The following is a 26280-nucleotide window of genomic DNA, read 5'->3' as shown; positions in this document are numbered from 1 at the left end:
GCGGACGTTGTGTGGTCAATAGGTCGCGCGGCCTCCGGATAGATCGAAGACCGCTCCCGTCGTAAACGAGTTCTCGGTGGACGCCAGCCAGGCGACCATCGAGGCCACTTCGCTCACCTCGAGGAAGCGGCCGCGCGGTATCTTGGACAACATGAAGGTGATGAAGTCTTCGCTCACCGCGTCGAATATTTTCGTCTTGGCCGCCGCCGGAGTGATGCAATTCACCGCGATGGGCTCGGCGGCAAGTTCCTTCCCCAGCGATTTGGTGAGTGCAATGACCGCAGCCTTGGAGGCGCTGTAAGCGGCGGCCTTCGGGTTGCCTTCCTTGCCGGCGATGGATGCTATGTTGACGATGCGGCCGTACCGGTGCCGCAACATCGCCGGCACCACCGCTCGACAGCAAAGGAACGTGCCATCGAGGTTCACGCGCTGCACCCGCTGCCAGTCAAAGAGAGAATATTCCCAGGTATTGGCCGTCGGTCCGGCGATTCCCGCGCTGTTCACCAGAATGTCGACTCGGCCATGCCGCTCCATCGTCAAGCGCATGGCGCTGCCGACGCTCGACTCGTCGGCTACATCGGTGGTCAGGAACTCGCCGAGCTGATGCTCGGCACGCTCGAGATCCCAGATGACGACCGTCGCACCGGACGCGATGAAATTCTGCGCAATCGCCGCGCCGATGCCGGATGCCCCGCCGGTCACGACCGCGATCCGCCCTTCCAGATCGATCCTGTTCATGCGCTCTCCACTCGCTGCTTCTGCTTGCCCAGCAGCTCGATGCCCAGCGTCACCACATCGCCGCTGCGGAGGAATTGAGGCGGCTTCATGCCTGCTCCGACGCCCGGTGGCGTGCCGGTACAGATGAGATCGCCGGGCTCCAGGCGCGCGAACTGACTCAGATAACTGACCAGCTTGGCGACCGGGAAAATCATCGATGAGGTGCTGCCACGCTGCTTTGGCACCGCGTTGACATCGAGCCACAGCTGCAGCGACTGCAAGTCGGGAATTTCATCCCCCGTCACAAGCCACGGGCCGAGGGGACAGAAGTTGGGATGACTCTTGCCTTTCATCCACTGCCCGCCCCGCTCGAGCTGCCAGGCGCGCTCGGACACGTCGTTGACCACGGTATATCCGAAGACGTGCTCCAGCGCTTGCGCCTCGGTCACTCGAAAGGCGCGCCGGCCGATGACGACCCCCAGCTCGACCTCCCAATCCAGCTTGGCCATCGCGGCTGTGATCGGAATCGAATCGTTCGGTCCACAGACGGTACTGGCTGCCTTGCTGAAAACAACTGGCTCCGTCGGCACCGCCATGCCGGCCTCCTTCGCGTGGTCGACGTAGTTGAGCCCGATGCACCAGATCGTGCCGACTCTCGCCAGCACCGGACCTATTCGAGGAGTGCCCGTGACTTCCGGCTGTTCCTCCACCTGCCTCAATCGCGAAACGAGATCGTCACCGAGCGTGCTCGGGTCATAGTCGCTCACCAGGGACGACACGTCGCGGATCTTGCCGGAAGCATCCAGGACCGCGGGTTTCTCGCGACCCGCCTCGCCATAGCGCATCAGTTTCATCGTCAATTCGCTCCACTACTCGATTTGGCGGCGCGCTGCCCGGATCGTGCCCACCAGGTGTTCGTCAACGGCTCACCGGCCACGAAAGCCTTGCTTCCCAAGGCCTGCTCGATACGCACGCACTCGTTCCACTTCGCCATCCGCTCGCTGCGAGCGAAGGAGCCGACCTTGAGCTGCCCGGCGCCGAGCCCGACAGCCAGATGGACGATCGAGACATCCTCGCTTTCACCCGATCGTGCCGAGACGATCGTGCGCCACCCTGCTCGGTGCGCCTCATCGAGCGCGGCAACCGCTCTGCTCACGGTGCCGGCCTGGTTGACCTTGATCAGTGCCGTATTGCAGGCACCCGCCGCCGCCGCCTCGCGCACTCGCAAAGCATTCGTCACCAGCAAATCATCACCGACGACCTGAATAGCTGCCGTGCGTTGCCGGAAGCGCGCGAAATTCTCGTAAGCATCCTCGGCGAACGGATCTTCGATCGCGACGATGGGATAGCGCTCGATCCAGCGCGCAATTCGCTCCGAAAAGCCGTCGGCGTCGAGCAGTGCGCCTTCGAGCGCCATCCTGTAGCCGCTGCCGTGACGCAGTTGCGTGGCCGCGATGTCGAGCGAGATCACGACGCGCTCTCCCGGGGTTTCGCCCGCTGCCTCTATCGCCCGCATCAACATATCCAGTGCCTGCTCATTGGAGTCGAAATTCGGCCACCATCCGCCCTCGTCAGCGACACCGGCCAGCCGCCCCTGCTCCGCCATGCAGCGACCGGCGGCGCGATAGATTTCCGCGGTCACGACCATCGACTCGTCGAACGAGCCTGCGCCGGGCACCATGATCATGAAGTCCTGCACGTCCACTCGGCCCGACGCGTGAGCACCGCCACCGAATATCTGCGTCTCCGCCAGGGGAATCGATGGCGCCCTGTCGAACGTATCGGCAACGTGACGCCACAATGGAACACCCGTCGATTGTGCGCCGGCGTGCAACACCGCCAGGGAAGTCGCGACACTGGCGTTGGCTCCCAACGTGCGAAACGCTCCGGAACTGTCCAGCCCATCCAGTTTCGCGTCGACTCCACATTGATCTCGCGCATCGACGCCGCGAAGCGCTGGCGCAATCAATTCCTCGACGTTGGCGACGGCGCGAGAGACGTCCTTGCCTCCGAGTCGATCTCCGCCATCGCGAAGTTCGACGGCTTCGTGCGTCCCGCAGGAAGCCCCCGCCGGCGCGATCGCGCGCCCGAGACCGCCGCTCCTTGTTCGGACCTCCACCTCCACCGTCGGCAAGCCACGTGAATCCCACACGCGGCGCGCCTGTACATCGGAAATCTCAGAGTTGCTCATGATGTCATCCAACAAGCATCACTTATCGGGTCGGATGAGATCGCTCAGTGCGCCCGGAGGGCTCGTAAGCGATTCCAATGCCTGCTCTCGCACCAGCCGTGCTGTCGCAGGCAACAAATATTCGAGGCGCGACTTCCCGGAGATGCGCGCCAGCATCAGCGCCGGAACGAGCGCCGCCACGCGTCGCTCCAGGTTCTCGGGAGCTTCCCAATCGATACCAGCTGCATACGACTGCCACAGCACGCCGGCCGCAGCCTTCAACGCACCCGCGCAGGCAGGCAGATGCTGAGCCTTGATGAGCAGATGATTCAGGCAGAAGGCGACGTCGAACGCAGGATCGCCATGCGTGGCGCATTCCGCATCGATGAACATCGGCCCATACCCGCTGCAGAGAATGTTCTTGGGACTGACATCACCGTGAATGAGGGTGCAACGCGCGTCTTCGAGGTGCTTCGCGACGTGCAGGATTTGCACTGCTGCGGCAGGTTCCCGCTCGGCCGTAAAACGCAAGTAGGGTTCCACACGCAATGCTCGAAAATCTTCGGCATGGTCCATTTCCTTCAAGAACGCAGGCTCTCGGAAGGACGCCGCGTGAATGAGAGATAGACGCACGCCCACCTCCGCGGCGAATGGCTTGGACACGTCACCTGCGAGCAGCCGCTCCTTCCACGTCGTGTTGTCGCCGGCCGCCAGGTATTCCATGACGATTGCGTGATTGACGGAGTCATAGCCCAACACTTGGGGCACGCAGCCGCGCGACTGAGCGGCGGCGAACGAGAGCCATCGGTACTCCGCGAAAGTCCGGTGCACCGGAGCGCACCAGCGCTCTTCGGTTTTCAGTTGCGCCAGCGCGCTCTTCACACAGACGACACGACCGGCGAGCGTCACTTTGTAAATGTCCGACGAGACTCCGCCCGTCAGCGGCTCCACCGAACGCACTGTGCGCCAGTCGGACAGGCCGCAATTCCTGAGAATCTCCTCGAACTTACTCGACAAGGTCGACACACCGCGATGACAGTCGCGCCAGATTGTCAACATTTGACATTCATGTCAAGGCAACTCAATGTGATTGTCGATTGTCAACTAATGTTCGCTACCCTACGGTCGAATGATGAACCGACGCAATTTCATTGGCGCGGCCGCGGCAGCCGCCGGATCCGCGCTCGCCGCGCTGAAAGATGCTCACGCCGCAGCCAGGCGAGAGGTCGTACTCAGGCCCGTGCAGACATTGCCGGGCGATGTCGAGCGCGTGTGGCTCGGCGAGGCCTTCTGGGCGAATCGGCTGCAGGATTGGCGCCTCGCCAATGGCCGCATCGAGTGTCTGAACGGCAGAGAGAGCTTTGAAGCGCGCACGGTCGCACTTTTGACTCGCAGCATGAATCGCAAGCGGGCGCCCGCAAGGATCAGCGTGCGACTCGGACTCGTTGAGCCCGGACGGCCGGGCTTCGCAGGCTTCCTCCTCGGCATCGGCGCTGGAAAGCTGGATTATCGTAGCTGCGCGCTAGCGCACGCGCGCGGCGGAGAAGGCGGCGGCTTCATGGCGGTCATGGATGATCGCGGTGAACTATGCTTTCGTGACTTCTCTGCAGATCAGCGCGCGAACGCCTTCGTGCCGCAGAAACGGGATGCGCACCAATCGACTGGAGCGCTGGGATCGCGGGAGATCGTGCTCGCTTGCTGTATCGAACCGGCTGGCCGTGGCCGGTTCAACGTCGAGTTGGTTGCCCGTGACGGAGCGACAGGCGAGAAGATCGGCTTCGCATTGCGCCGGGACGTGGCGGAGCGCGAGTTGTGCGGAGGAATCTCGCTCATCTCTTCCCCACCCTCGCAGCAAGCCGGCGCCCGCTGGTGGTTCTCCGAGGTCGCGACCGGCGGTGCGAAGATCGACGAGCATCCTGAGCGCGCCCTGGGCCCTGTAATGGGTTGTCTGCACAGCCTCAATCGAAATGTACTCAAGCTCACCGCACAGCTTCTGCCTGTGTCGGCGAAGGAGCACTGCGAACTCAGGCTCGACTATCGAGCGCTGCCTCGCGGGCATTGGATTCAAGGGCCGCGTGCCGCGCTCGGCGATGGATATGTAGCGGCATTCAGACTCGATCGGTGGGATGCCGACACACCGCATCAGTACCGCATCATCGACCCGGCGTGCGCGGACCGCGTGCTCTATGAGGGAAGGATCGCTGCCGATCCTGCGAGCAAGCGGGAACTTAGAATCGCGTTGTACTCCTGCATCCTGCCCACCGCGAGAAGACTCGACGAGGATTCATACGACCCATGGATCGCCGAGGAACGGGTGCCGGGGCGCTACACGCCCGAGAACATTTTGTTTCCACATCGGCGCCTCATTGCGAACTGCGACCGTCACGACCCCGATCTGTACGTGTTCTGCGGCGACCAGTTCTACGAAGGCTATCCGACGCGATCGGCACGCGACACGTCCGAGGCGAAGCTCGACACGCTTTACCGCTGGTACCTTTGGTACTGGGCATTCAGGGACTGCGTGCGCGACAAGCCGACGATCGTGCTCGCCGACGACCACGATGTACTGCAGGGAAATCTGTGGGGCAACGCGGGCGCGGGCTCCCGGCTTCCGCGCGAGGAGGATGGCGGGTTCAAGTGGAGCAAGGATCTGATTCGCATGATCTATCGCATCGAGCAGGGCCACAATCCCGACTCGTACGATCCGACACCCATCGAGTACGACATTCCGGTCGGTTACGGAGAATTCGTCTATGGCGGCGTGAGTTTCTGTCTGCTCGAGGATCGCAAGTTCAAGTCGCCACCGGATATGAGCGTTGCACCTGCCTCGGCACGCGGCGAACTGCTCGGCCCCCGCCAGGAGGAGTTCCTGGAGTACTGGAGCCGCACGAGCACGGATCTGCCAAAGATCTGTCTCACGGCATCGGTATGGGCGTCGGCTCAGACCGATCACGAAGGCCAACCGCTCCTGGATTACGACTCGAACGGCTATCCGCCGGATGGGCGCACACGCGCGGTGAAGCTGCTTGCAAGAGCAAAGGCACTGGTGCTCACCGGCGATCAGCATCTCGCGCTGCTTGCGCGACAGGGCATCGAGGGTCATGACGACGGACCGCTGTTCTTCGCCGGTCCGGCCGCAGCCGCATTCTGGCAACGCTGGTTCGAAGGCCGTGGCAAGCTGCGAAACCGGCGAGACGATGATCCGGACACCGGAGACTTCACGGATGCGTTCGGCAACCGCATGCGCATCCTCGCGGCCGCCAATCCAAAGATCCCCCACGCCGAGTTTCAACGCCGTAATCGCACCTGGGGCAAGTTCCTCTCGGACAGCCGGATGAAGAGCGAGGGATACGGTCTCATTCGCGTCGATCATCGCTCGCGCACGGCACGAATCGAATGCTGGCCCTGGGACCAGGACCCCCACTCGGGTCGCCAATTCGCAGGCTGGCCCTACCTGCACAAGCTCCGATCATGAGCGCACGAAGGACACCTCGATAGCGTAGTGTCTGAACAGTCCGTCGTTGGCGTCCGCTTCTCGATGATAGAAGTTGAGCATTTCCACCAAGCCTCTCCCGACAGCTCTGTTCGACCTGTCTGTGGCGAATTGATAATCAGGGGGCCGGCGCTGTTGGCCGCTTGTACGGCGAAACTCCAGCTACAATGATCGTGGACGAGTTTCGCCGATAAATCGGTGAAACTCCTGCTAGGCGCTACAAACTTGACCTAGTCGAAATGCTGGACGGACACTGGTACCAAGGGGAATCACCGCCGGTACACGAGAAATCCTGTCACCCCGACCACTGGTTACTCAAAAAGCTGACCGATGCCGCACTAAGCGAGCTCATTGAAGACATGCATGGGGCGGTCTTCAAACGCCGCGGCATCGGCTAACTCGACCTGGAGCAAAACCGGTGCGGTCCGTTGGATCGATCACCGCGAAGCGTAGTTTTAGGAGCCCTGAGACGTGACAGGGTGATCACTTGGCGAAGCACTTCCGGGATTTGACCTTGTGCCAGTTAGGAGTTCACGGCGCTCGTGGAACCTGATTCTTCAGGTACTCGTCGAAGCCGGCGATTGCATAAATTTCGACAAGGCTATCTAGCGCCGCGCTGCGCGACTGCTCCGCCGCAACATCTCGTTCCTGGTGCAAGTAACGCTCGTACAGCCCATCCGGATAGCGCTCGCGCAACTGCGCGAACAAATCGTCACTCTGACTCGCCTTGATCGTGTGTGCCCCATCCTCCAGGATCAACAACTGCTGATCAGGTTGTTGCGGCCCACCGGCCAAACTGCGAAGGTGCACACTCGTCTCAACCCGCAGTTGCAGTTGGCGCGTCGAGCCATCGCGCAGATCTCGGAGTTCAACCCAAGTGCGGAACAGTTGCTCACTGGACGACCGGCGACGCTTGCGACGGTCTGAAGATTTACGTTGCATCGATCTGACCTCAGTGCGATGTGAACGCCCACGGCGAGGCACGCCCTCCCCCGTGAATCCCCTACCATGAGCACGGTGCAAACGGACGTTAACCCCTCAGGTGATGGGCCGCGCTCGAGGGAACATCAAACTCCGTCCTTGACGCGACGGTCCTTGTTACCATCGCGCCGAACTGAATCATCAAGCAGTTCCAAACGGTTGCAGTGGCGCCGCTCTACGCGGATGGTCGATCCCTCGGCGAAGTTGCGCGGACCACATTCAAGCCCATCGAGTACGAAGTGAATGCCGAGATCGGCAAGCGCACGCTCGAAGGCTGCATGCTATTGCCGCACGACTACGAATCCGGTCGTCGCTATCCAGTGATCGTCGAAGTGTATACACCTAGGTCAATGCGCGTTCATTATCTAAGGCCATTCTGCGCCTCACTCCTCAATAGTCTACTGCATCTGGCGAACGGTGAACGCTGCGGCACCGTCGCAAGAGCGCACGGCAAATCTAGGAATGCACGCACTCGTACGCCACCAAACGAGACCTGAGTTTCGCGATCGCGGCTCCCAACTCCGCACGGGCGCTCGGCGAAGCTGGCAACTTCCGCCTGAGAAGCTGATCCGCGGCGTCATGAGCCATGCGCGCTTTCTTGTAGTACTTTCGCTTGGTCGCTGAGTCGTGGGCCTGGCTGGACAGGTCCATGAACTCGAGGGCGCTTCGAAGATTCTCCGCGATGGATTCGTTGGTGCCTCGCTGTATCACGAGTAGCTCTGGAGTGTATTGCACTCGGCTTCTCCAGCGGCGTTGGCGGCAATCAGCCAAGTACGCAAACGATTCTCCACAATACGGATCGACAACCAGTGTGCGCGCTTCCGCCAGCTTTAGATAGATAAATATATTTGGAACGTGGGCACATCGATCTGCGCACTGATCGCTGGGGATCGGCTGCAGATGTCAGCCGCTACTTTGGCCGATAGCTTTTGTTGCGTGCCTCGAATGCGCGGATCTCTCGTTCCGCATCGCTACGGCTAATGCCGTAAACCTCCTGAATCGCGCCGAGCAGCGAGGCTCGCTTGCCGGCGATCGCTTGCAATTGCTGCCCATCGAGCTTCAGCCAGCGCGCCTTCACCGTACCCTGGAACTGCGCCCAGTTGCTCTCTACCAAGATCCAATCCATATAGTCATCACAGCTCGAAGAAAAGGGCGCGCAGCCTACTACTGTTCACAACAACTTGCTTGGGTGTCTCCAACAGACTTGGCGTAGCCAGCCACCTACGGCGCGATTTATTCATTTATTCGTATCTATTTTGCCCGCCAGGGCGCACACTGCTTCGAGATTGCGGAATCGTCCGCATCTGGTGGCGAACAATCTCCGGCCACCACCCGCGCAGCGCTACGTATCGCTCGAGACGTGGCTCAACCTGCCCTCTCCTCGCGCGCATCCAATTTCCTTCATCAGACTGCCAGAGATTTCATGAACATTTTCAGACTGCATTGGAGCGTCGTTCGCGCGCCAGCCCGAGCGAGCGGCATCGCGCAGCGACGACCGCCCGCAACAATCCGACGAATCGATCTCGAACGCATCGGAACTTCCGCAGGTCACTGGAGCATTCCTTCTATCTCGAATGCAAACATCGCTCCCCAGGTCGACGAGGACTGGCGCCACCGTGTGCTGGCGGCACGAGGCGAGCAGATTCACAGTGCAAACCTGCATCGGAACGATCGCAGCGCTATAGCAATTCTAGATGCGAGGGGCATCGTGATTTCGTGGCACGACAACTTGCCACGTGCTCGTCCCTACGATCCAGGCGTCCTGAGTCGGCATGTGTCGCAATTCTATTTACCTGATGATGTCGCATTGCACGTTCCCGCGCGCCACCTAACGATCGCGACTAAGTATGGCGTGGATACGCAGCGCGGTTGGCGACGCCGCCCCGCCGGAGAAACATTCTGGGGAGTGACGATCATGCAGAGCATCCTGCTGAGCGATGGCGAACTGCTGGGGTATTCGCACGTGACGCGAGTCCTGCGCGCGCCGGCACGACATCTCGCCCGCCCACTTCAAGCAGGACCACAGCACACCACAGGTCTCGCCATACCGGCGTAGTGACGACATGAGGTCGCAGCAGCGCACGAATCAGCAGGAGACATTGCAACCGGGCATCGTCGTGGAACTGTCCAGAACGAGCGGCGATGAACAATTCATCTGCTCCCTGGCGGACTGGAATTTCATCCGCGATCTTGGTCGGACGTTCGGGTGGAACGCCACAGGAACCACCTACCTGCCCCAGCATGGCGAGCGCGCGCGACTCAACCCGATCAAGCATGATTATCAGCCCGGCGACAGTCAGGACAGCAAGCGTGTCGAAGCCGATGACGGCGCGCGATGGGCGGCTGCGCTGCACCGAGCGAGACGGTCGCCGTTCATCGCAGGTATGCTTCGAACGCACGTCCAACTGCAGGGCGCGAGCGGGACGATCGCCGAGCAATCGTTGCATGCACAGTTGCAGACCTTCAGCGAATTTGCTCGTCGCGGAGCATTCACCATCGCGTTGAGAGATTCGCAGTAAGCACGGGCCTCGAAAGAAAATCGAGCGCGCGCGTCAATCAGCATGTATAGTGACTTCGGCTCGTAACCTTTCTCTTTATCTTAGTCTGGGTCACCGCCGTCCGGCGCTTCCCGACCACTCGATCTAAATCGAATCGTTCTCGAACCTCGGTGGCAGCTTCATTGGCGCTGTCATATCCACTAACGTTCTTTCGATTCGATCGAACGCATTCTTTTTTGGAGAGTTACGAATGAGCAAGATCTACGTTGGCAATCTGCCCTTTTCAGTCACGGAAGACAGCTTACGCACGCTGTTTTCACAACACGGCGTGGTCGAGTCGGTTGCATTGATCAATGATCGCGACACCGGCCAACCTCGCGGATTCGGATTTGTCGAAATGCCTCGCACCGACGCAGCACGCGCCATTCAGGGCCTGAACGGCCAGGATATGGGCGGCCGCGCACTCAAGGTGAATGAGGCGCAGGACAAACCTCGTGGCGGCGGCAGTCAACGACGCTGGTGATTCGGGATGGCCCGGGACTTCGGTCCCGGGCCATCACTCATAGGCGAAGTGCGGAGCCCGCTCACCATGATCAAGCTTGATACGTTATCGATCGAACAGCCTTTCCGCGTCGATCAGGTCGTTCGCGCACCCGCGCCGGACGGCGGCGATTCGATGTGGCACCGATATGTGATTTCCCAAGGTGCGAATACCATCGCCGGACTACGAGCAGGCAAGCATGTAGATGTACTTTCGCAAGTCGAAGCGATGGTGGAGCGTTTGAATCTACGCCGCATGGGCAAGAGACCGAGATAACGACTCCTGGATCTCGGAGAGGAGCCCGCTACGTTAAAGCGCCGGCTGCGGGCGGTACAGACCGTGCAACTCTGCGCCGCTGCTCCTCGTGCAGCTGAGCAACAGTCAGTCGAGTCTGGGTGGCAATTACCGTGAGGAGCAGGTGGTCCGGTGAGCGCGGCAGGCGCAACGCGTGCAGCCGCTCCCAGATTTCGATGCGTTCGCGCGGCTCCTTCACGGGCGATGACTGATCCTCCAGCTCGCTTTCCCGTAGCGCCGCGCGTTCCTGCTCGGCTCTTTGAACTTGCAGGCGTCGCTCCACAGGACTGTCATGGAGAATGGTCGACGGCTGGTAAGGCTGTCTATCGAATGTCATCGTCGTACTCCTTTGCGCTACTTGGTTCGCTCGCTCCAGCTGCGCGCCTCGACCACATAGAGCAGGCAGACAGTGGTGACTGCAACGTTTCTCAACTCGCTGCAGTGTGCGCGTATCCGCCGCGTTTAGATAGGTAAAAATTCTGTGTGCCGCGTTCTTGCGGCGTTTCTTCTTTTCACATGTTGTTCAGAAAGGAACGTGCCAGCGGCCCAGCGCCAAAAGAATCGGCGGCGCGACGTTTTTATGTATCTATATGTGCCAGCCAAGCGCATAGTAGCCGCAGCTCGGCCATGCTTACTCTGGCCCGACTATCGCATCCGCATTGACACGGCGGCCGCACCCCTACCGTCTCACTCAAGCGGAGCTATCCATGCTGAACCACCTATCGCGCCGATTGCGTCGTCTACTGAAAGCAGCCAGGCGCTCGATCTCAGTATCCCCGGAATCACAGCGCGCAGGCCAACACCCTCACATCCGACTGCCGATCGCAGCCATGACTCGCCCGCATCCTGGACCGCAAGCCTGGCCGCAACGCCTGTTGATCAGGCAAGGCGCCCGCATGCACGCGACCAGCCTGGAGCGTGGTGATCATTGCTCGATCGCCATCCTGGACAGCCGCGGAATGGTCGTCGCCTGGCATGACAGCTTGCCTGGCGCGGCAATGTTCGATCACAGAGTCATCGGCACTCACGTGTCACAGTTCTATCCTGCAGCGGATGTGGCGCTCCAGCTAGCCGATCGGCAGCTGAAGCTCGCATCCATCCTCGGCGCGGATACCCGCGAGGGATGGTATCGCCGTGCTAACGGCTCGGCCTTCTGGGGGGTTACTGTGATCGAGGCGCTGCAGCTGAAGAACGGAGAACTACATGGCTATTCCCATGTGACACGCCACTCGCGAGATCCTCGGGGACGCAGCCACATGGCCGCGCGGCGCATCTCTCGACAATTTTTCATGTGCGCTGGTGTAGCTGCGGCTGCGTGAGATGAAGAAGTGGGCACGTTGTGAAGCCGTTGCTGTAGGTCATTGCTGCGGAAGCGAGATCCCACTACCGCCGTATTTCGCTTGTTACGAGCGCCGCCCGGACTCGACGTTGCAGATAACACTCGTCGCGCCGGCCCCTCACCTCCAACCTGAAGAGTACCTTGAACAAAACCCCAAACTACAAGCAGCAGAAAAAGCGTCGCGAAGACATGCAGAAGAAGAAAAACGAAGAAAGGCAGCGACAGCAGGCGGCGCGCAAGGTCTCGGACTCTCCGCCACCGAAACCCTGAGCGCACAGCTCGGGCAGGTTGCGCCGGAGAGGGCCCCATCCGGCGAGCAAATCATCGAACGCGTTCGACAGCTCCTCTACCATGTTCGGCCTTCAGCAGTTCGACTGCATCGGCCGCCACCGCCCCGCCGAGGCCACTGCTCAAGGAACAAACATCGGCGCCTCGCCCGCCGGACCGAGTGCGCAACAGGAACTTCGCCTCCTGCCGGCCGTTAGTTCGCCACACGGGAGGTTCTCCATGCGGTCATCTCGATCTCAGCCATCCGCGAGGACCTCTCCATGTTCAAACCATTTTCATTCTCGACCGCGCTACTTGCCGGACTACTCACAGTCACCGCGGTGAATGCGCAGACGACCGAGCCGGCAAGCAAGCGCGAAGCGGCCGACAACGCCAGAGCGAACGCGACAGACCGGAACACGGATGCGAAGACGCCGGTCGATCAATCGAACGACAAGGACGCGATTGAAGTGACCGCCGGCATTCGCAGAGCCGTGCTGGACGACAAGTCGCTGTCCACGTCAGCGCACAACGTCAAGATCGTTACCGATGGAGATGTCGTAACCCTGCGCGGTCCGGTTGAGAGCGCCGACGAGAAGAAGCGCGTCGAAGCGTTGGCGATGAAAGCAGCGACAGGCAAGCAGGTACGCAACGAAATTTCCATTGCGCGCTGAGCTCGAAGCGCCCCTGAATTTTTTTAACATCGAGGAATCTTGTATGAAGAACGCAGTCTATGGCATCGCCAGCACCCCTGAGCAGGCCGAATCCATTGTCACCCGGCTTCAATCGTTGGGTATCCAGACTTCCGACATCTCGGTTCTTTTTCCGGACAAGGCCGGCACGCGCGACTTTGCCCATGAAAAGAACACGAAAGCCCCCGAGGGCGCGACCACCGGCGGACTCGCGGGTATGGGCGTCGGCGGCACCTTGGGCCTGCTTGCGGGCATCGGCGCGCTGGCAATCCCCGGCGTCGGGCCTCTGATAGCTGCCGGCCCCATCATGGGCGCCCTCAGCGGCGCCGCCGTTGGCGGAGCAACGGGTGGCCTCATCGGCGCCCTCGTCGGACTGGGCATTCCTGAGCTGGAGGCCAAGCAGTACGAAGGGAAGGTTCGGGCAGGCAATATTCTGATTTCTGCGCACACGGAGAGTGGCGACGAACGGTCGCGTGCTAAGCGAGCGCTTGAAGAAGCCGGCGCGACCGACGTGAGCTCCACAAGTGAAGCCAGTGTTCCCAAGAACTCGCGCGCCTCTGCAAGAGTCGTCCGGCCGGAATTCAGTGGCGAGGTGACTCGGGGCTCCAGCGACGCGAGCGCGACCAGTGCCGATGAAGTCGATGACGGGCGCGCAGCGACCAACAGTGATCGGCCGGCTATTCCGACAAATTCGACCCGGCGCCCGCTGTAAACACAGCAGCGACAACCAAGTCGGAGCGCTGGAGGCGCTCCGACTGCGGGGCTCCCCTGACCCAGCACGCATTTGTTATATGAAGCGGCGTGCCGCCGCTCGCTCCGCCCTTTTGACTTTCTTCGCCGCACGCTTCTCGTCGAAAGTCCTTGTCGGCTTTTTCTTCTGATCTTTCTTTCGGTCCTGCCCCTTGCTCACGTGTTCACCCCTTCAATCATTGATGCATGCGGCGCTTCAGTGATGCTGACAACAGCCTGCAGTGTGTAATCAATGTCATACGGCGTCCGTTCGCCAACGAACATAGTCCACGTGAGACCTGGTGCACGTAGAGCGCTCCTCGCAGGAACTTTCCCCCAGACAAGTGATTGATTCAGCATTCGCTGTGCTGATTGCCGAGACGAAAACACGCTGGACCTTGCACCGTCGCGGAGAAAACCATGACGTTGGACCAGATGCTCGCCTTCGCGATCCTCACGGGCATGATGGCGCTATTCGTCTGGGGACGCCTGAGATATGACCTGGTCGCCGGTCTCGCCCTATTCGCTTCGGTAGTCGTCGGCGTGGTGCCCGTCGAGGCTGCTTTCAGCGGCTTTGGCGACGATATCGTGATCATCGTGGGCAGCGCGTTGCTGGTCAGTGCGGCAGTGGCGCGCTCCGGCGTCATCGAGGCCGTCCTGCATCCACTCGCTCCGAAGATCACCTCGACGCGTGCGCAACTCGTCCTGCTGGTCACCACCGTGACCGTGCTGTCTGCATTCGTAAAAAACATCGGCGCACTTGCGATGATGCTTCCAGTGGCTTTCCAGATGGCCAAGCGCTCCAAAACCTCGCCATCGGTGTTTCTGATGCCCATGGCATTCGGCTCATTGCTCGGCGGACTCGCAACCCTGATCGGCACCTCGCCGAACATCATCGTTTCGCGCTTGCGTTCCGAAATCACGGGCGCGCCGTTCGCGATGTTTGACTTCGCACCCGTCGGTGTCGGGCTCGCCACAGCAGGGATCGCGTTTCTCGCAATCGCATACCGTTTGCTGCCGCTCGATCGCGCAGGAGCATCGACGTTGGCCGAAGCCATGGATATTCATGACTATCTCACCGAGGGCCGTGTACGGGCCGAATCAACGATTGCCGGCAAGACAATGGCCGACCTGCGTGGATCCGCAGGCCCGGAGGTCGTCGTGACCGCTGTCGTTCGCGACGGCCAGAAAACATCGCCGCTGCCCGATATGGTGATGCGAGAGAACGATATCGTGCTTCTGCAAGGGGAGCCGGCAGCTCTACAGCAAGCGGTCGCGCGGTTGGACCTCGAACTGGAAGGCGAGGAACGCAGCACGAGGAGCGACAAGGCCAATGAGGAGATCGGCGGTGTCGAAGCGGTGATCGGTCCTGACTCGCTGCTCATCGATCAGGCTGTCGGAAGTCTGGCTTTGCATGCCAGATTCAAAGTGAATCTGCTCGCGGTGAGTCGCAGCGGCCAGCGCTTCACCGAGCGGCTGCGTGATATCAAGCTTCGTGCGGGAGACATCATCGTCCTGCAAGGTTCGCTCGGCGGCATGCCCGCGCTATTGCGCGATCTGGGCTGTCTGCCGCTAGCAACCCGCGAGATCAGGCTCGGCAGTGTCCGTCGCGGTGTGATCCCGATTGCAGTTCTGGCGGGCGCGATGTTGCTGGCAGGCACCGGTCTATTGCCAGTCGCGCTGGCGTTCTTCGGCGCCGCATTGCTCGTGGTGTTGTTTGGCTCGCTCTCGTTGCGAGAGGCCTATGCGACCGTCCAGTGGCCATTGCTCGTCATGCTCGGCGCTCTGATCCCCGTCAGTGAAGCGATTCGTACGACGGGGGGCGCGGATCTCATTGCGATCGGGCTCTCGAACATCGCTCATTCACTGCCTCCATACGCAGCGCTCGCCTTGATCATTGCAGCAGCCATGGCGCTGACACCGTTCTTGAACAATGCCGCGACCGTGTTGGTAATGGCGCCGATCGCTGTGAGCTTCGCCGGCCGTCTTGGCTTTCAGCCCGATGCATTCCTCATGGCCGTTGCTGTGGGAGCGGCTTGTGACTTCCTCACACCGATAGGGCACCAATGCAACACGCTCGTGATGGGACCGGGTGGATACAAGTTCGGTGACTACGCTCGCCTCGGCGCGCCGCTGTCTTTACTTGTGATCGTGCTGGGCGTGCCACTCATCATGATGACATGGTCATTGACGCGATAGCCGCTTGAACGATGCGGCATATGTGCGTCACCGCACCGAGGGCGACGCGGCGCTGGCGCATTCTGGGTAGCCACGTTCAGTGAAACATTGCGAGCACAAGGACATGAACTGCGAAGAAAGGAATGGACCCAATGACCGGCCCGCCCCGAAAGACGCATCGCCAACTCATGGCGCTGAGCCCCAGGCGGAACGTGCGGCAGACACCCCGTTACCGCTTGCTCACATCGACGCGCTTGCCGTCTCCACGCTCTCGAGCGAGGCACTGACACGCTACCAGGCGTACAAAGCGGTGCTGCTCGCCCGCGAACAGGACGAAGCAGCCATCCTCTCTACACTGACCCTCTTCGTGCAGGATCTCTCCGATCGCCGATAATGCCCACTACTGTCGCATCGGAACACCCTGCAAGCACGCATGCGCCTGGAGCAGTCGCGAGTCACATCAGCGAAAGCGACGGCTCGCATACGGCCGACTTGAAAGACGTGCTCGTGGCACATCAGAACGCTTCCACGAAGCGCGCGCTATGGCAGCTCGTGAACACATTCCTGCCGTACTTTCTTTTGTGGTTCGCGATGTACTGCGTACTGGAGATCTCCCTGTGGCTCACTGTGCCGCTTGCAGCTCTATCGGGCGTGTTGCTGGTGCGCATTTTCATCATCTTCCATGACTGCACGCACGGGTCCTACTTTCGTTCCCGGCGCGCGAACGACATTGTCGGTTTCATAGCTGGCGCCTTGACGTTCAGCCCGTACCAGCACTGGCGCTGGGAGCACGCCATTCATCACGGCAGCGCCGGCAATCTCGATCGACGCGGAACCGGCGATGTATGGACCATGACGGTCCAGGAATATCTCAGCGCATCGCGCCAGCGACGTCTTCAGTACCGGCTAACGCGTAATCCACTGATATTGTTCGTGCTCGCGCCGCTGTTCGTCTTCGTGATCAAGCAGCGTTTTGCGTCCGCAAACGCGCAACGGCGACAGCGCCACTCGGTGTGGTGGTTGAATGTGACACTGCTGATCAGCACGACGCTGCTGAGCTCGATATTCGGCCTGGCCTCTTACCTGCTCATTCAATCGATCGCCATGACCGTGGCTGGCGCCGCCGGCCTGTGGCTCTTCTATGTCCAGCATCAGTTCCAAGGTGTCTACTGGGAACGCAACGACAAGTGGGACTTCACGGCAGCCGCGCTGCGCGGCAGTTCCTACTACAAGCTGCCGAAGGTGCTGCAATGGATCTCAGGGAACATCGGCTTTCATCACATTCACCATCTCAGCCCGCGCATTCCCAATTACAACCTGCAGAAGTGCCACGAAAGCGACCCGAGATTCGCAGCGGTCACCTCGCTGTCGCTGCTGTCGAGTCTGCAATCCCTCAAGTTCCGCTTTTGGGACGAGCAGGCCAGGCAGCTCGTCGGCTATGCGCACATTCGCAAGCTCGAAGCGAGCCGGCGCGCGAACAACACGTCGAGCTCCGCACATCCACCCTCTGGAATCCAGTCCGCGCAACGGCCGGCAACAGGCGATCGAACTCTTTCTTGACCACGGCGTAACATTCGCAGGTCCTAGCTTCCAGACCCACGCGATCGAGCACCTTGATGCGGCCACGGCTGTACTTGATCAGTCCGGCGCTTTGCAGATTGCCTGCCGCCTCCGTCACGCCTTCACGACGCACGCCCAACATGTTGGCGATCAATTCCTGCGTCATCACCAGCTCCGTGCCGACCAGACGATCCAGACTCAGCAACAGCCAACGGCACAGTTGCTGATCGAGCGAGTGATGCCGGTTACACACCGCGGTCTGCGCCATCTGCGTCAGCAGCGCCTGCGTGTACCTCAGCAGCAGATGCTGCATGGGTCCACCGAGCGTGAATTCTTCTTTGAGAAATTTTCCGGACCATCGGTAGCCGTAGCCAGCGCTCTGCACCACCGCCCGGCTCGGCGTAGTTTCGCCGCCCATGAAGAGCGACACGCCGATGACCCCTTCGTTGCCGACCACGGCGATTTCCACTGAAGAACCGTCCGCCAACGTATAAAGGAGCGAAACGATCGCGGTCGTCGGAAAGTACACTGCCCGCTGACGACTACCGGATTCATATAGAGCTTCGCCCAGCGGCAGCTCGACGAGTTTCAGATTTTTGCTCACGCGCTCCAGATCCTCCGCCGGCAACGCGGCCAGCAGATAGTTCTGATGAGGATAGTGAGCTGGCGTCATCGTGAGGCCTTGATGTATATGCTCCGCACTACGGATCTGTGCGGTATCGTACACACATTCACGTCGACGCAGCGGCGAATCGTGAAGTACCGTGTACGATGAAGCTTTACAGCAGCGACGGCTGGCAAACGCGGCGTTGAAGATGGGCCGCAGCGCCTAGTGGACGCCGTTTACAGAGCGACCCTCCGACAAATCCCACAGAAACAGCCAAAGCGTCTGCACGACCTGCTCGTCATCCTGTCCGTCCGCGATGAGTGCATTCCGGTACGCCGTGTAGCGAGCTTGCGCAGGACGCGGGAGCGCCGCGTCAGCGACCTGATCGAGGGTCACGAGCTTTGCTGACAGACCGGCGCTCTCGGTATTCACGCTGGAGCACTCGCCAAGTAGCTGAACCCCTGCACTCGCCCGTCTCGAAGCACTACCGGTTGAATGTCGAAAAAGCCCAAGAACGCGCTTCCGTCGGACCGGCGCCGCCACCCTCGCCGCGTGATACGGCCATTGACAACCGCCGCACGCAAATCACGATACGGCTGTCGCTTTCCAACGTCCTCGGAGACATAGAACTGTGACAAATGACGGTCCACGACTTCCTCGGACGTGTAATCGCGCCCGTCCAGGCTGCCGTACCAGCAGACCACGACTCCCGTCTCGTCCAGCATGGCCAAAGAACTCGACTGCCCATCCGCGCTCATCTTCGTGTGTAGCCGTGCCCCGCGCTTTGACAACGCTCGTCGCCGCCACAACCGAATCTTCTCGGAGCGGCTGTCAGCGGGCTTGTCTTGATCCCACTTCGATATCGATAACGATGACCAACCTGGCGGCGAGTCGCTGGCGCCTTCGAGCTTCTGATCGGAGCCCTGCGTCGCGCCCGCCGGGATCAGATCGGGATTGCTGTCGGTAGAGATCGCGACAACGTTCTGCCGGTCGTCGCTTGGCATTGCCTGCCTGAATTTCATGTGCCCCTCCATATGAGAACCTTTCCGTACTGTGCGCTGACGGGCATCTGTCAATCAGTGCGCTAGCGAACATTGCGCTTCGACGAGCCGATTGCGGTACACGCGCGCTTAGCATCGCGAATCACTGCGCGACACCCACGCCAACAGCGCAAGGCCGAGTGCGCCCGAGACGACCGATGCCGCGAAAATCCCCGCCTTGGCGCTATCGATCAGATGTTGGTCGAACGCGCGACCGGCGATGAAGAGCGCCATCGTGAATCCGATACCGCCAAGCACGCTGCCGCCGGCCAGTACTCCCCAGCTCAGTCCGGGCGGACGTACTGCGATTCCCGTGCGAACGGCCAGCCAGCAAAACGTCAGTATTCCTGCTGGCTTGCCAACGACGAACGCGAAAAAGATGGTCGTCGTGAGCGACATCTCCAGATCGGTGAAAGCGATCGGCAAGCCAGCGTTCGCGAGTGCAAACACCGGCATGACGACGAAGCTCACCCAGGGATGCAAAGCAATCTCGATGCGTTCGACTGGAGGCAGCGTTTCGCGGGCGGCGATGGCCGCTACCTGCAGGGTTTCCCGATCCTTGGTATCGCCGCTCTCCGCCGCGGCATCCGGATGCGCGACCACCTTATCGAGTATCGCGTACAGCCGTTCATCACTCACCCATCTGCGAGCAGGTGTCAGCAGCCCGAGAATGACTCCCGCAATCGTTGCATGAATGCCCGAGGCATCGATGGCAAGCCAGACGAGCACGCCCATCACAAAATACGCCGGCATGCTGCGCACTCCTACCCACGCCAGGGCAGCTATGCCTGCGATACATACGACGGCGAATGCGACTGGCAACCAGGCGATCTGCTCGCTGTAACCAACGGCGACGACCAGGATTGCTCCAATATCGTCGACGATCGCCAGCGAGAGCATGAACACGCCCAGGGCCGGCGGGACCCGTCGGCCCAGCAGCGCAAGACAGCCGATGACGAACGCGGTATCGGTCGCCATCACAGTGCCCCACCCCGCGCCGCCGGCTTGGCCGGCTTGCAGCAGCAGATACAGCGTGGCAGGCATGATCATGCCGCCCAAGGCACCGGCGATCGACAACGCCGCTATGCGTGCATTGCTCAACTCACCGAGCACCAACTCGCGCTTGAGCTCGACCGCAACCAGGAAGAAGAATCCCGTCATCAGGGCATCGTTGATCCACTCTCGTAGCGAGCGTACGAACTCGATCGGGCCAAGGCGCAGCCCGACCGGCGACTCCCAAAATCCAGCGAAGGTGTGCGCCCAGGGAGAATTGGAAAGCACGAACGAAATGAGCGCGGCAACCAACAAAACAACGCCGCCGAGCGTCTCGATGCGCAGGAACCTGCCGAACGGATGGGTCAGCCGGTCTACAGGCTCTGACGGCAACCTGGCCAGGTCCGAAGTGAGCCGGCTTTCGTTCATGCTCACTGGGCAGGCGCCGAAGCGCGATGCGGGATGTAACTGTAGCTGGGGAGGTTGCTGCGAATCCGGGCCATCTTGGATGCAGATGGGATCGGATGCAATCCTGTCTCTGCAGTGGCGAATACTGAGCCGCCAGCGCTCCGTTGGGTACCGCGCCGACGGCAGCGGGGTTCCGGCGCACAGTTGCGAGGTCATCCACCACCGGAGCACTCATGCGTCGCACTACAATCGGAAGCCGCTGGCATACGCCGGGCCGACGCTACGCAGGCGACTGGCGCCAGAATCCATGGATCAATGCCATGTGCAACGCCTTGCACACCCGGAGCGGAACCGGAACCAGCTCCACCGCACCAGACGATGCATGGTCCGCCGTGGACGGCAAGCCCGCCGACTCGCCTGGGCCAGACGATCGGCAGCAAAGAGCTGCTGTGAGGATTTGGGAAAATGAAGGCGGCAGTCTTGGCACTCGTCCGGAGCGCACCCTCAGTTACTGAGCTTGTGCGCCGTCCGCCGCGTCGATGCCTGTTCGGCGCGACGATGCCTCGGCTCGGACAATGGACCCAAAGCCCGCTGGTACATGTCGTTTGCTCCTCGATAGCATGCGCATGACGCCAGCTCGAGCGCAGGCCCGTCCAGAATAGTGACGGCGCCACGTCGGTAATCGATCAAACCTTCCTCTCGCAACGAGTTCGCGGCGTTCGTGACTCCCACCCGCCGCACGCCGAGCATGTGCGCCAGAAATTCCTGGGTGACATGAAACTGATTACCGCGCACCTGATCGCGATTCATCAGCAGCCGCCGTGCCAGACGCGCTCGCACTTGGTGGTAGTGCGAACAAGCCGTCGTCTGGGCCAGTTGTCCCATCAGCACGTACATGTAACAGTTCAGCCGCCGGCGCAGAGCAATGTTCTCGCGCAAATGTCGCTGGAATACGGCGGCACCGAGCCGCCACGCCGTGCCAGACCGCTGGACTATCGCATACTGTGCGGATGTATCGACGCCCAGGATGAGCGACGAACCCAGCATGCCCTCGTGACCGATGCTGCCGACCTCCAGACGCGATCCGTCGCGCAGCGCGGTTACCAAGGAGATGATGCCATCGGTCGGGAAATACACGTGTTCTATCCGCTCATCCGACCCGCAGATAATCTCCGCGGAACACAGCTCGACCCGCTCAAAGTCCGCAAACAAGCGCTGCCGATCCGGCCCGGTCAATGTCGCCAGCAGACGGTTCTCGCCCGCACTTTGTTTGAAAGAATGCAATGAGTTCTCGGCTACGGCCGGAAGATGTTTCAGCCTCGCGTTGAGGGTATCTCCGCCGGCGTCAGCGCGATGTACGTTGGCGCACACCCGAATGAATATTCCCAGCTGGCCGGCGATTACCCATCGCGCACTCGACCTGTGTGCGCAAACGCACCGAGATCCCGGCCGGGCAGCGCGCCAGAGCATCGTTTCGCCGTACCCCCATGCACATGTGGCGTTGGATCGGATGCGATCAGATAACACTGCCCGCCCAGGACGCGGCAGCATTGGCGCTGCTCGCGAATGAGGCTGTAACCAACGCATACGAGCATGCATTTGCGAATGAATCCGTGGCCTGACCACGGTGGCGCTCCTGGCTGTGGCTTTATCTCGCCCAGCTCAATTGCTCGAAACGCTCGATGTGGGAGATAGAGACATTGGGATGGGCACGCGGGTCACCGTTACCATCGCCGCCCGCGGCTCCACGCGTACTGACGATCACTCGTCGCGACTGAGCTTGAACTGCCTGACGAATCGATAATCGACCGCCGTGCCGAGTCCGAGCTCCGTTGCTTTGTGCCGAACCGATGCAGGATCACGATGCAACCGCGTTGCCAGCTGCATCACGCACTCGTCCGCATGTTGCCAGCTTCTAACCGTCTGGCCGTGCAGGAACGATCTCAGCTCCACGATCTCGTGCTCCTGCCATTCCCCTTGCGACCGCGCAACCGATCGGCGGTGCAGCTCAGCCGCCTCGTCGTCGCGGATAGCCTGTGTCAACACTTCGATCAAAGTGGCCTTGTGTTCCGACGGCAGCTCGCTCGTGATCACGATCCGAAGGGCGGCATGCAACGCCGCCAACCGATCTGGTTTCATATCCTCGGGCACGGTCAACTCCCGGGCACGGCCACGCACGCCGCCTCTTGCTTGCGAAATCCCGCTTCACACGACCAGTCGTCTCCCGCGTAACCGATGAAGGCATTGGCTGGGACACGCACGGCGACACAACCGGCACCTTGCTTGCGGAAGCCACGCTCGCAGCGCCACTCACTGCCGCGATCATCGAGATATGCGTTCGTCGGGACGACTATCGGCGAGCACTGGTTGTCGATCCGCTGAAAGCCGCGCTCACACTTCCAATCATCGCCGGCGCGAACCAGATATGCGTTGGCAGGAACTTCGATCGCGACACATCGATCCTGCGTTTGTCTGAAGCCTCGATCGCATTGCCATCCGAAGCCGTGAATCGAGTCGAGCAAGTAGGCATGTGCCGGCACCTCGCCTTTCACACAGGATTCGCCGACCGCGCGGTATCCGCGATTGCAGCGCCAGCCCTGATCGTAGCTGGAGTCCACGGCATAACCGTTCTGCGGCACCCGTACGGGCGTGCATCGCTGATTGTCATTGAGGTATCCGCGATTGCAGCGCCAAGAAGTCCCCCGTGCATCTAAATATGCGTTCGCCGGGACGACCACTGCGATACAACGTCCCTCCGTCTCTCGATAGCCGCGCGCACACTCCCAACCGCTGCCATAGGCTCTCGGACGGGCATTCTCCGGAATCGAGGAAAGAGAGCTTTGCGCCTGAGCGCTGGCGGCAGCCGCAACGAGCAACAGCGCCGTACATTCAGCAACGATCCGAGTAATCACCCAAAAGCGCAAGAGTTTCTCCAAGATACGAACCGGCCCCCAGTGTGCGCGCTTCGGTCACCTTTAGATAGATAAATATATTTTGTGCGCGGATCTCTCGTTCCGCCTCGCCGCGTTCTGTCTGGCGCGTTCGTGGGGGCTGTTTCGAACTAATACACATCGCTGCGCATTGACAGATTGAGACTTCGCAGGGCACCACACATCGTGGGGACGCGAAGCAAATGAGCTGCAGACATGCCGTCAGACGATTCCGATCACCGCATCGACCAGCTACTGGAATTGGCGGGGCTGGACCCCCAAACCAGTTCCTCGATCCTTGCGCGGAGAGTTCTGGAGAGCATCAACTCCCGGCCACCACCGCTAACGGATACTGAATTCGGTGAACTATTGCAGCAGATCTCCGAGCGTCCGCCTAACGTGTGATAGTGGCCCAGTACTTTCATCATCGAAGGCTGTGTTCAACCTGGTCTGGAGCGCTCGCTACATAGCTGAACCCCTGCACGCGCCCGTCCCGAAGCACGACCGGTTCGATGTCGATAGTGCCCCAGAATGCGCTGCCGTCGGGCCTGCGGCGCCACGCTTGTCGAGTGATTCGGCCTTCGATGACAGCGGCACGCAAATCACGATCCGGCTGTCGTCTGCAAACCTCCTCCGAGGAATAGAACAACGACAGATGGCGGTCGACGACTTCCTGGGAGACGTAATCGCGCCCATCTGGACTGCCGTACCAGCTGACCACTGTGCCCGCTTCATCCAGCATGGCTAACGACGCTAACGAATTTGATTGCGCATTCGCGACCATCGTCATGTGCAGCCGCGCACCGCGCTTCAACAGCGCCCGTCGCCGCCAGGATCGAATCTTGTCGGAGCAGCCGTCAGCCGCCGTGAGTTGATCCGATTTCGACGGTATCGCAACCCCCCACTCTCGTTCGTCGCTCGGCACCGCTGGCTCGTGTTTCATACGCTTCTCCATATGACACCTGCCGGTACTATGACTTAGCGGCGCCCGCCTCTCGGTGCGCCAGCGAACATTGCGAAGCGCATGCGCTGCAAGGAGATGTCATGCCACAGGCCAGCAAGCAGAACCGCAAGCTGAACATCGTTCTAATTTTTTTCCGACGATTTCGGCTATGGAGACGCGGGCGTTTATGGCGGAGGCGAGAATCGCGGCATGCCGACACCGAATCTCGCCGTCCGGCAATTGAAGGTGTGCGCGTTGGGTCTTGCCGAATTGCTCGAAGCGCTGCGCGGCGCCTGTGAATATGAATGCAATGAGCAGCCCCATCGCCCGTAGACCGCACCGTCGATTGCACCTACGCCGGCGATGGACTGCTCGCCATCCCTGCGGAGTCGCGCCCGACCGAGCCACCACCCGATGCGCAAGCACAACAGCACGCCAAGAACCGGGGACCGTGTGCGTGTAGACCTAGGTAAAGGACGTTGTCGACGCACTGAGTGAAAGCCGACCTGCGGGCGGCAGGCCGCGGAGCGCCGAAGGACTCCAGGGACAGCACAGCGGGCGCATCGATGGCGGCTCCCGGCGAGTGATGATCAGAGCCTCATCGACGCGAGCTCGAGGGGCGACACCGGTTGCGGGCTCACGCCGGGTATGCAATTTGGGCGTACCCCCCAAGCGCGTAAGCCATTGTCGCCAAACACCTTCTGGTTCGTGAAGGGGTAGTATTTCGCGCTCGCCTCGCAAGCTGTCCTATTTTCACTGCCACCCTTCTCGACTTACCGTAACTGGATCCGTACCATCTGCGCCCGCTGGTCCAGGGACAGAGCTAATCGGGCTGCCCCGACCATTTCACCCTTTGCCCGCGACGCGCCCGTAGCTCAGCTGGATAGAGCATCGGCCTTCTAAGCCGGTGGTCGGGGGTTCGAGTCCCTCCGGGCGCGCCATCCGGCCGCTCTTTCTGTGCTCGAACTTCCTCCAACGACTAGTGTTCGCGCCGAGTTCGTATATACTCTGCGCCCCGCAGCGGCCAGGGCCCTCTTGCAGGGTCGGCGAGCGGGAGCCACTATCGATTGCAATGGTGGACGTAGCTCAGTTGGTAGAGCCCCGGATTGTGATTCCGGTCGTCGTGGGTTCGAGCCCCATCGTCCACCCCACTCGATGAAGCACTGGCCTTGCTGTGGCTGCGTTGGGTAGTTTGGAAAATTCTGTTACACTTTTACGTCTTCGTAGACGGCGCGGACATTCAGTCACTACGCCGCACACCACGATCACGTGGGCTGTTAGCTCAATTGGTAGAGCAGCTGACTCTTAATCAGTTGGTTATAGGTTCGAGTCCTATACGGCCCACCACTTTCCTGCTTTAGATTCCGCGACTTACGTTTTCGCCGCAGCGGAACAAACGCTGTCTCTATAAAAATAAGTGCACTTGCTGACGACCTCGTGCATTGCAACTAGATGATTTTCCCGATCACACCAACTGACGTTGAATCAGTTGGTGTGAGGCAGTCGCTGTTTCGATCGAGAGTTGCTCAGACGTGTCGAGATGCAACCTCGAGGACGCCCCGCTCAAAGCATGTCCGTGGCGAATTGAGCGTGACGCGGCCACAAGCAGCTGATACAACCCGCGGCGGTGAGATCGCCATCGATAGTCATCGAGAGCGATCAGGCTGCGATTCCTTTGAGCAGATCGGAGTGACGCCCTTCAATGAGGCATGAACCCGGCGGTGATTGTAATAGTCACGGAACTCTCGCAGCTTCCGTTCCAGATCTCGGCCACCCCAGAAGGGAACGTGATCCAGTGACTCTCGCTGCACGGTTCCGATTGGTGTCGGTGGCGGACGTAATTTGCACACTTCTGGCGGACGAAAATTGCACAGTCAGGCAGGGTTGCCGCTCCGTGAAC

Annotated in this window: 28 protein-coding genes, 3 tRNA genes and 1 pseudogene; 16 read left to right on the top strand and 16 right to left on the bottom strand. The window is 60.7% G+C overall.

All coding sequences use genetic code 11. The features are described from left to right. Positions 1–15: 15 nt before the first annotated feature. Genes GYH35_RS11080 through GYH35_RS11065 form a run of 4 tightly spaced genes read right to left on the bottom strand, consistent with a single transcriptional unit; the run spans position 16 to position 3946 of the window. Positions 16–738 carry an SDR family NAD(P)-dependent oxidoreductase gene (locus GYH35_RS11080; RefSeq protein WP_129640749.1) on the bottom strand — a complete coding sequence of 241 codons (723 nt, stop codon included), beginning with the start codon at positions 736–738 and terminating at the stop codon, positions 16–18. After that, a complete protein-coding gene (locus tag GYH35_RS11075; RefSeq protein WP_129640750.1) occupies positions 735–1571 on the bottom strand; it encodes a fumarylacetoacetate hydrolase family protein in 837 nt (278 codons plus the stop codon). Before GYH35_RS11075 ends, GYH35_RS11080 begins: the two co-directional genes overlap by 4 nt. A 2-nt stretch (positions 1572–1573) precedes the next feature. Next, a complete protein-coding gene (gene eno, locus GYH35_RS11070) occupies positions 1574–2908 on the bottom strand; it encodes a phosphopyruvate hydratase (RefSeq protein WP_129640751.1) in 1335 nt (444 codons plus the stop codon). Between the two features lie 18 nt (positions 2909–2926). Further along, complete coding sequence (locus GYH35_RS11065) at positions 2927–3946, bottom strand: phosphotransferase family protein (protein ID WP_129640752.1); 1020 nt, start codon at positions 3944–3946, stop codon at positions 2927–2929. Positions 3947–4019: 73 nt separating this feature from the next. On the opposite strand from GYH35_RS11065, the gene GYH35_RS11060 reads away from it, so the two are divergent. Continuing rightward, on the top strand, positions 4020–6362 hold the full coding sequence (locus GYH35_RS11060) for an alkaline phosphatase D family protein (protein WP_129640753.1): 2343 nt from the start codon (positions 4020–4022) through the stop codon (positions 6360–6362). A 549-nt stretch (positions 6363–6911) separates the two neighbouring features. Here the strand turns inward: GYH35_RS11060 and GYH35_RS11055 are convergent. Further along, positions 6912–7190: a hypothetical protein gene (locus GYH35_RS11055; protein ID WP_161828440.1), complete on the bottom strand. Its 279-nt coding sequence runs from the start codon at positions 7188–7190 to the stop codon at positions 6912–6914. Between the two features lie 1081 nt (positions 7191–8271). Next, positions 8272–8487: a CsbD family protein gene (locus tag GYH35_RS11050; protein ID WP_161811970.1), complete on the bottom strand. Its 216-nt coding sequence runs from the start codon at positions 8485–8487 to the stop codon at positions 8272–8274. A gap of 234 nt (positions 8488–8721) precedes the next feature. Between GYH35_RS11050 and GYH35_RS11045 the strand changes: the two genes are divergently transcribed. The 4 genes from GYH35_RS11045 (at position 8722) to GYH35_RS11030 (ending at position 10676) form a co-directional block, all read left to right on the top strand. Beyond that, positions 8722–9417 (top strand): hypothetical protein, encoded by a 696-nt coding sequence (locus GYH35_RS11045; RefSeq protein ID WP_161828439.1) that lies wholly within the window; start codon positions 8722–8724, stop codon positions 9415–9417. 7 nt (positions 9418–9424) lie between these two features. Next, complete coding sequence (locus GYH35_RS11040) at positions 9425–9880, top strand: hypothetical protein (protein ID WP_161811968.1); 456 nt, start codon at positions 9425–9427, stop codon at positions 9878–9880. A gap of 229 nt (positions 9881–10109) precedes the next feature. Then, a complete protein-coding gene (locus tag GYH35_RS11035; RefSeq protein ID WP_129646100.1) occupies positions 10110–10382 on the top strand; it encodes an RNA recognition motif domain-containing protein in 273 nt (90 codons plus the stop codon). Positions 10383–10448: 66 nt separating this feature from the next. Then, on the top strand, positions 10449–10676 hold the full coding sequence (locus GYH35_RS11030) for a hypothetical protein (RefSeq protein ID WP_161811967.1): 228 nt from the start codon (positions 10449–10451) through the stop codon (positions 10674–10676). 28 nt (positions 10677–10704) lie between these two features. Here GYH35_RS11030 and GYH35_RS11025 read toward each other — a convergent pair whose 3' ends face one another. Continuing rightward, positions 10705–11031, bottom strand: a complete 327-nt coding sequence (locus tag GYH35_RS11025) for a hypothetical protein (protein ID WP_161811966.1) — start codon at positions 11029–11031, stop codon at positions 10705–10707. Between the two features lie 559 nt (positions 11032–11590). On the opposite strand from GYH35_RS11025, the gene GYH35_RS11020 reads away from it, so the two are divergent. From GYH35_RS11020 to GYH35_RS10995, 7 genes are all read left to right on the top strand, one after another. Then, complete coding sequence (locus tag GYH35_RS11020; RefSeq protein WP_161811965.1) at positions 11591–12013, top strand: hypothetical protein; 423 nt, start codon at positions 11591–11593, stop codon at positions 12011–12013. Between the two features lie 161 nt (positions 12014–12174). Continuing rightward, positions 12175–12303 (top strand): hypothetical protein, encoded by a 129-nt coding sequence (locus tag GYH35_RS35130; protein ID WP_268894932.1) that lies wholly within the window; start codon positions 12175–12177, stop codon positions 12301–12303. A gap of 278 nt (positions 12304–12581) precedes the next feature. Beyond that, positions 12582–12974 carry a BON domain-containing protein gene (locus GYH35_RS11015; protein WP_161811964.1) on the top strand — a complete coding sequence of 131 codons (393 nt, stop codon included), beginning with the start codon at positions 12582–12584 and terminating at the stop codon, positions 12972–12974. Between the two features lie 43 nt (positions 12975–13017). Continuing rightward, on the top strand, positions 13018–13704 hold the full coding sequence (locus tag GYH35_RS11010) for a hypothetical protein (protein WP_202624245.1): 687 nt from the start codon (positions 13018–13020) through the stop codon (positions 13702–13704). Positions 13705–14141: 437 nt separating this feature from the next. Next, positions 14142–15920, top strand: coding sequence for an SLC13 family permease (locus GYH35_RS11005; protein WP_161828438.1), 1779 nt, complete (start codon positions 14142–14144; stop codon positions 15918–15920). A 103-nt stretch (positions 15921–16023) separates the two neighbouring features. After that, a complete protein-coding gene (locus GYH35_RS11000) occupies positions 16024–16293 on the top strand; it encodes a hypothetical protein (RefSeq protein WP_161828437.1) in 270 nt (89 codons plus the stop codon). Beyond that, positions 16293–17459, top strand: coding sequence for a fatty acid desaturase (locus GYH35_RS10995; RefSeq protein ID WP_161828436.1), 1167 nt, complete (start codon positions 16293–16295; stop codon positions 17457–17459). Before GYH35_RS11000 ends, GYH35_RS10995 begins: the two co-directional genes overlap by 1 nt. Here the strand turns inward: GYH35_RS10995 and GYH35_RS35310 are convergent. The 8 genes and pseudogenes from GYH35_RS35310 to GYH35_RS10955 form a co-directional block, all read right to left on the bottom strand. Next, positions 17425–18132: pseudogene (locus GYH35_RS35310) on the bottom strand (Crp/Fnr family transcriptional regulator); the annotation flags it as partial. The gene GYH35_RS10995 and the pseudogene GYH35_RS35310 overlap by 35 nt on opposite strands. A gap of 156 nt (positions 18133–18288) precedes the next feature. Then, on the bottom strand, positions 18289–18498 hold the full coding sequence (locus GYH35_RS10985) for a hypothetical protein (protein WP_161811959.1): 210 nt from the start codon (positions 18496–18498) through the stop codon (positions 18289–18291). Continuing rightward, complete coding sequence (locus GYH35_RS10980; protein ID WP_161828434.1) at positions 18495–19088, bottom strand: hypothetical protein; 594 nt, start codon at positions 19086–19088, stop codon at positions 18495–18497. The genes GYH35_RS10985 and GYH35_RS10980 overlap by 4 nt, the downstream gene beginning before the upstream one ends. A 108-nt stretch (positions 19089–19196) precedes the next feature. Further along, entirely contained in the window at positions 19197–20528 is a 1332-nt protein-coding gene (gene nhaA / locus GYH35_RS10975) for a Na+/H+ antiporter NhaA (RefSeq protein WP_161811957.1), read from the bottom strand. A gap of 483 nt (positions 20529–21011) precedes the next feature. After that, positions 21012–21791, bottom strand: a complete 780-nt coding sequence (locus GYH35_RS10970; protein WP_161811956.1) for a Crp/Fnr family transcriptional regulator — start codon at positions 21789–21791, stop codon at positions 21012–21014. 477 nt (positions 21792–22268) lie between these two features. Continuing rightward, positions 22269–22658 (bottom strand): hypothetical protein, encoded by a 390-nt coding sequence (locus GYH35_RS10965; RefSeq protein WP_161828432.1) that lies wholly within the window; start codon positions 22656–22658, stop codon positions 22269–22271. Between the two features lie 2 nt (positions 22659–22660). After that, positions 22661–23125 (bottom strand): hypothetical protein, encoded by a 465-nt coding sequence (locus GYH35_RS10960; protein WP_161811954.1) that lies wholly within the window; start codon positions 23123–23125, stop codon positions 22661–22663. Positions 23126–23861: 736 nt separating this feature from the next. After that, the gene (locus tag GYH35_RS10955; protein ID WP_161828431.1) at positions 23862–24380 is read right to left on the bottom strand and encodes a PAS domain-containing protein; all 519 of its coding nucleotides are present in this window, start codon (positions 24378–24380) and stop codon (positions 23862–23864) included. Between the two features lie 210 nt (positions 24381–24590). Between GYH35_RS10955 and GYH35_RS35120 the strand changes: the two genes are divergently transcribed. The 4 genes from GYH35_RS35120 (at position 24591) to GYH35_RS10940 (ending at position 25727) form a co-directional block, all read left to right on the top strand. Then, positions 24591–24713: a hypothetical protein gene (locus GYH35_RS35120; protein WP_268894931.1), complete on the top strand. Its 123-nt coding sequence runs from the start codon at positions 24591–24593 to the stop codon at positions 24711–24713. A 531-nt stretch (positions 24714–25244) separates the two neighbouring features. Then, positions 25245–25321 (top strand) — tRNA-Arg (locus tag GYH35_RS10950). Between the two features lie 134 nt (positions 25322–25455). After that, a tRNA-His gene (locus tag GYH35_RS10945) sits at positions 25456–25531 on the top strand. A 120-nt stretch (positions 25532–25651) separates the two neighbouring features. Continuing rightward, positions 25652–25727, top strand: a tRNA-Lys gene (locus GYH35_RS10940). Positions 25728–26026: 299 nt separating this feature from the next. Here GYH35_RS10940 and GYH35_RS35410 read toward each other — a convergent pair. After that, positions 26027–26191 carry an integrase core domain-containing protein gene (locus GYH35_RS35410; protein ID WP_161811941.1) on the bottom strand — a complete coding sequence of 55 codons (165 nt, stop codon included), beginning with the start codon at positions 26189–26191 and terminating at the stop codon, positions 26027–26029. Between the last annotated feature and the right edge of the window lie 89 nt (positions 26192–26280).

The organism is Steroidobacter agaridevorans (assembly GCF_009932555.1).
In the GTDB taxonomy this organism is placed as follows: domain Bacteria; phylum Pseudomonadota; class Gammaproteobacteria; order Steroidobacterales; family Steroidobacteraceae; genus Steroidobacter; species Steroidobacter agaridevorans.
This window is presented reverse-complemented; position numbering and strand designations above follow the sequence as displayed.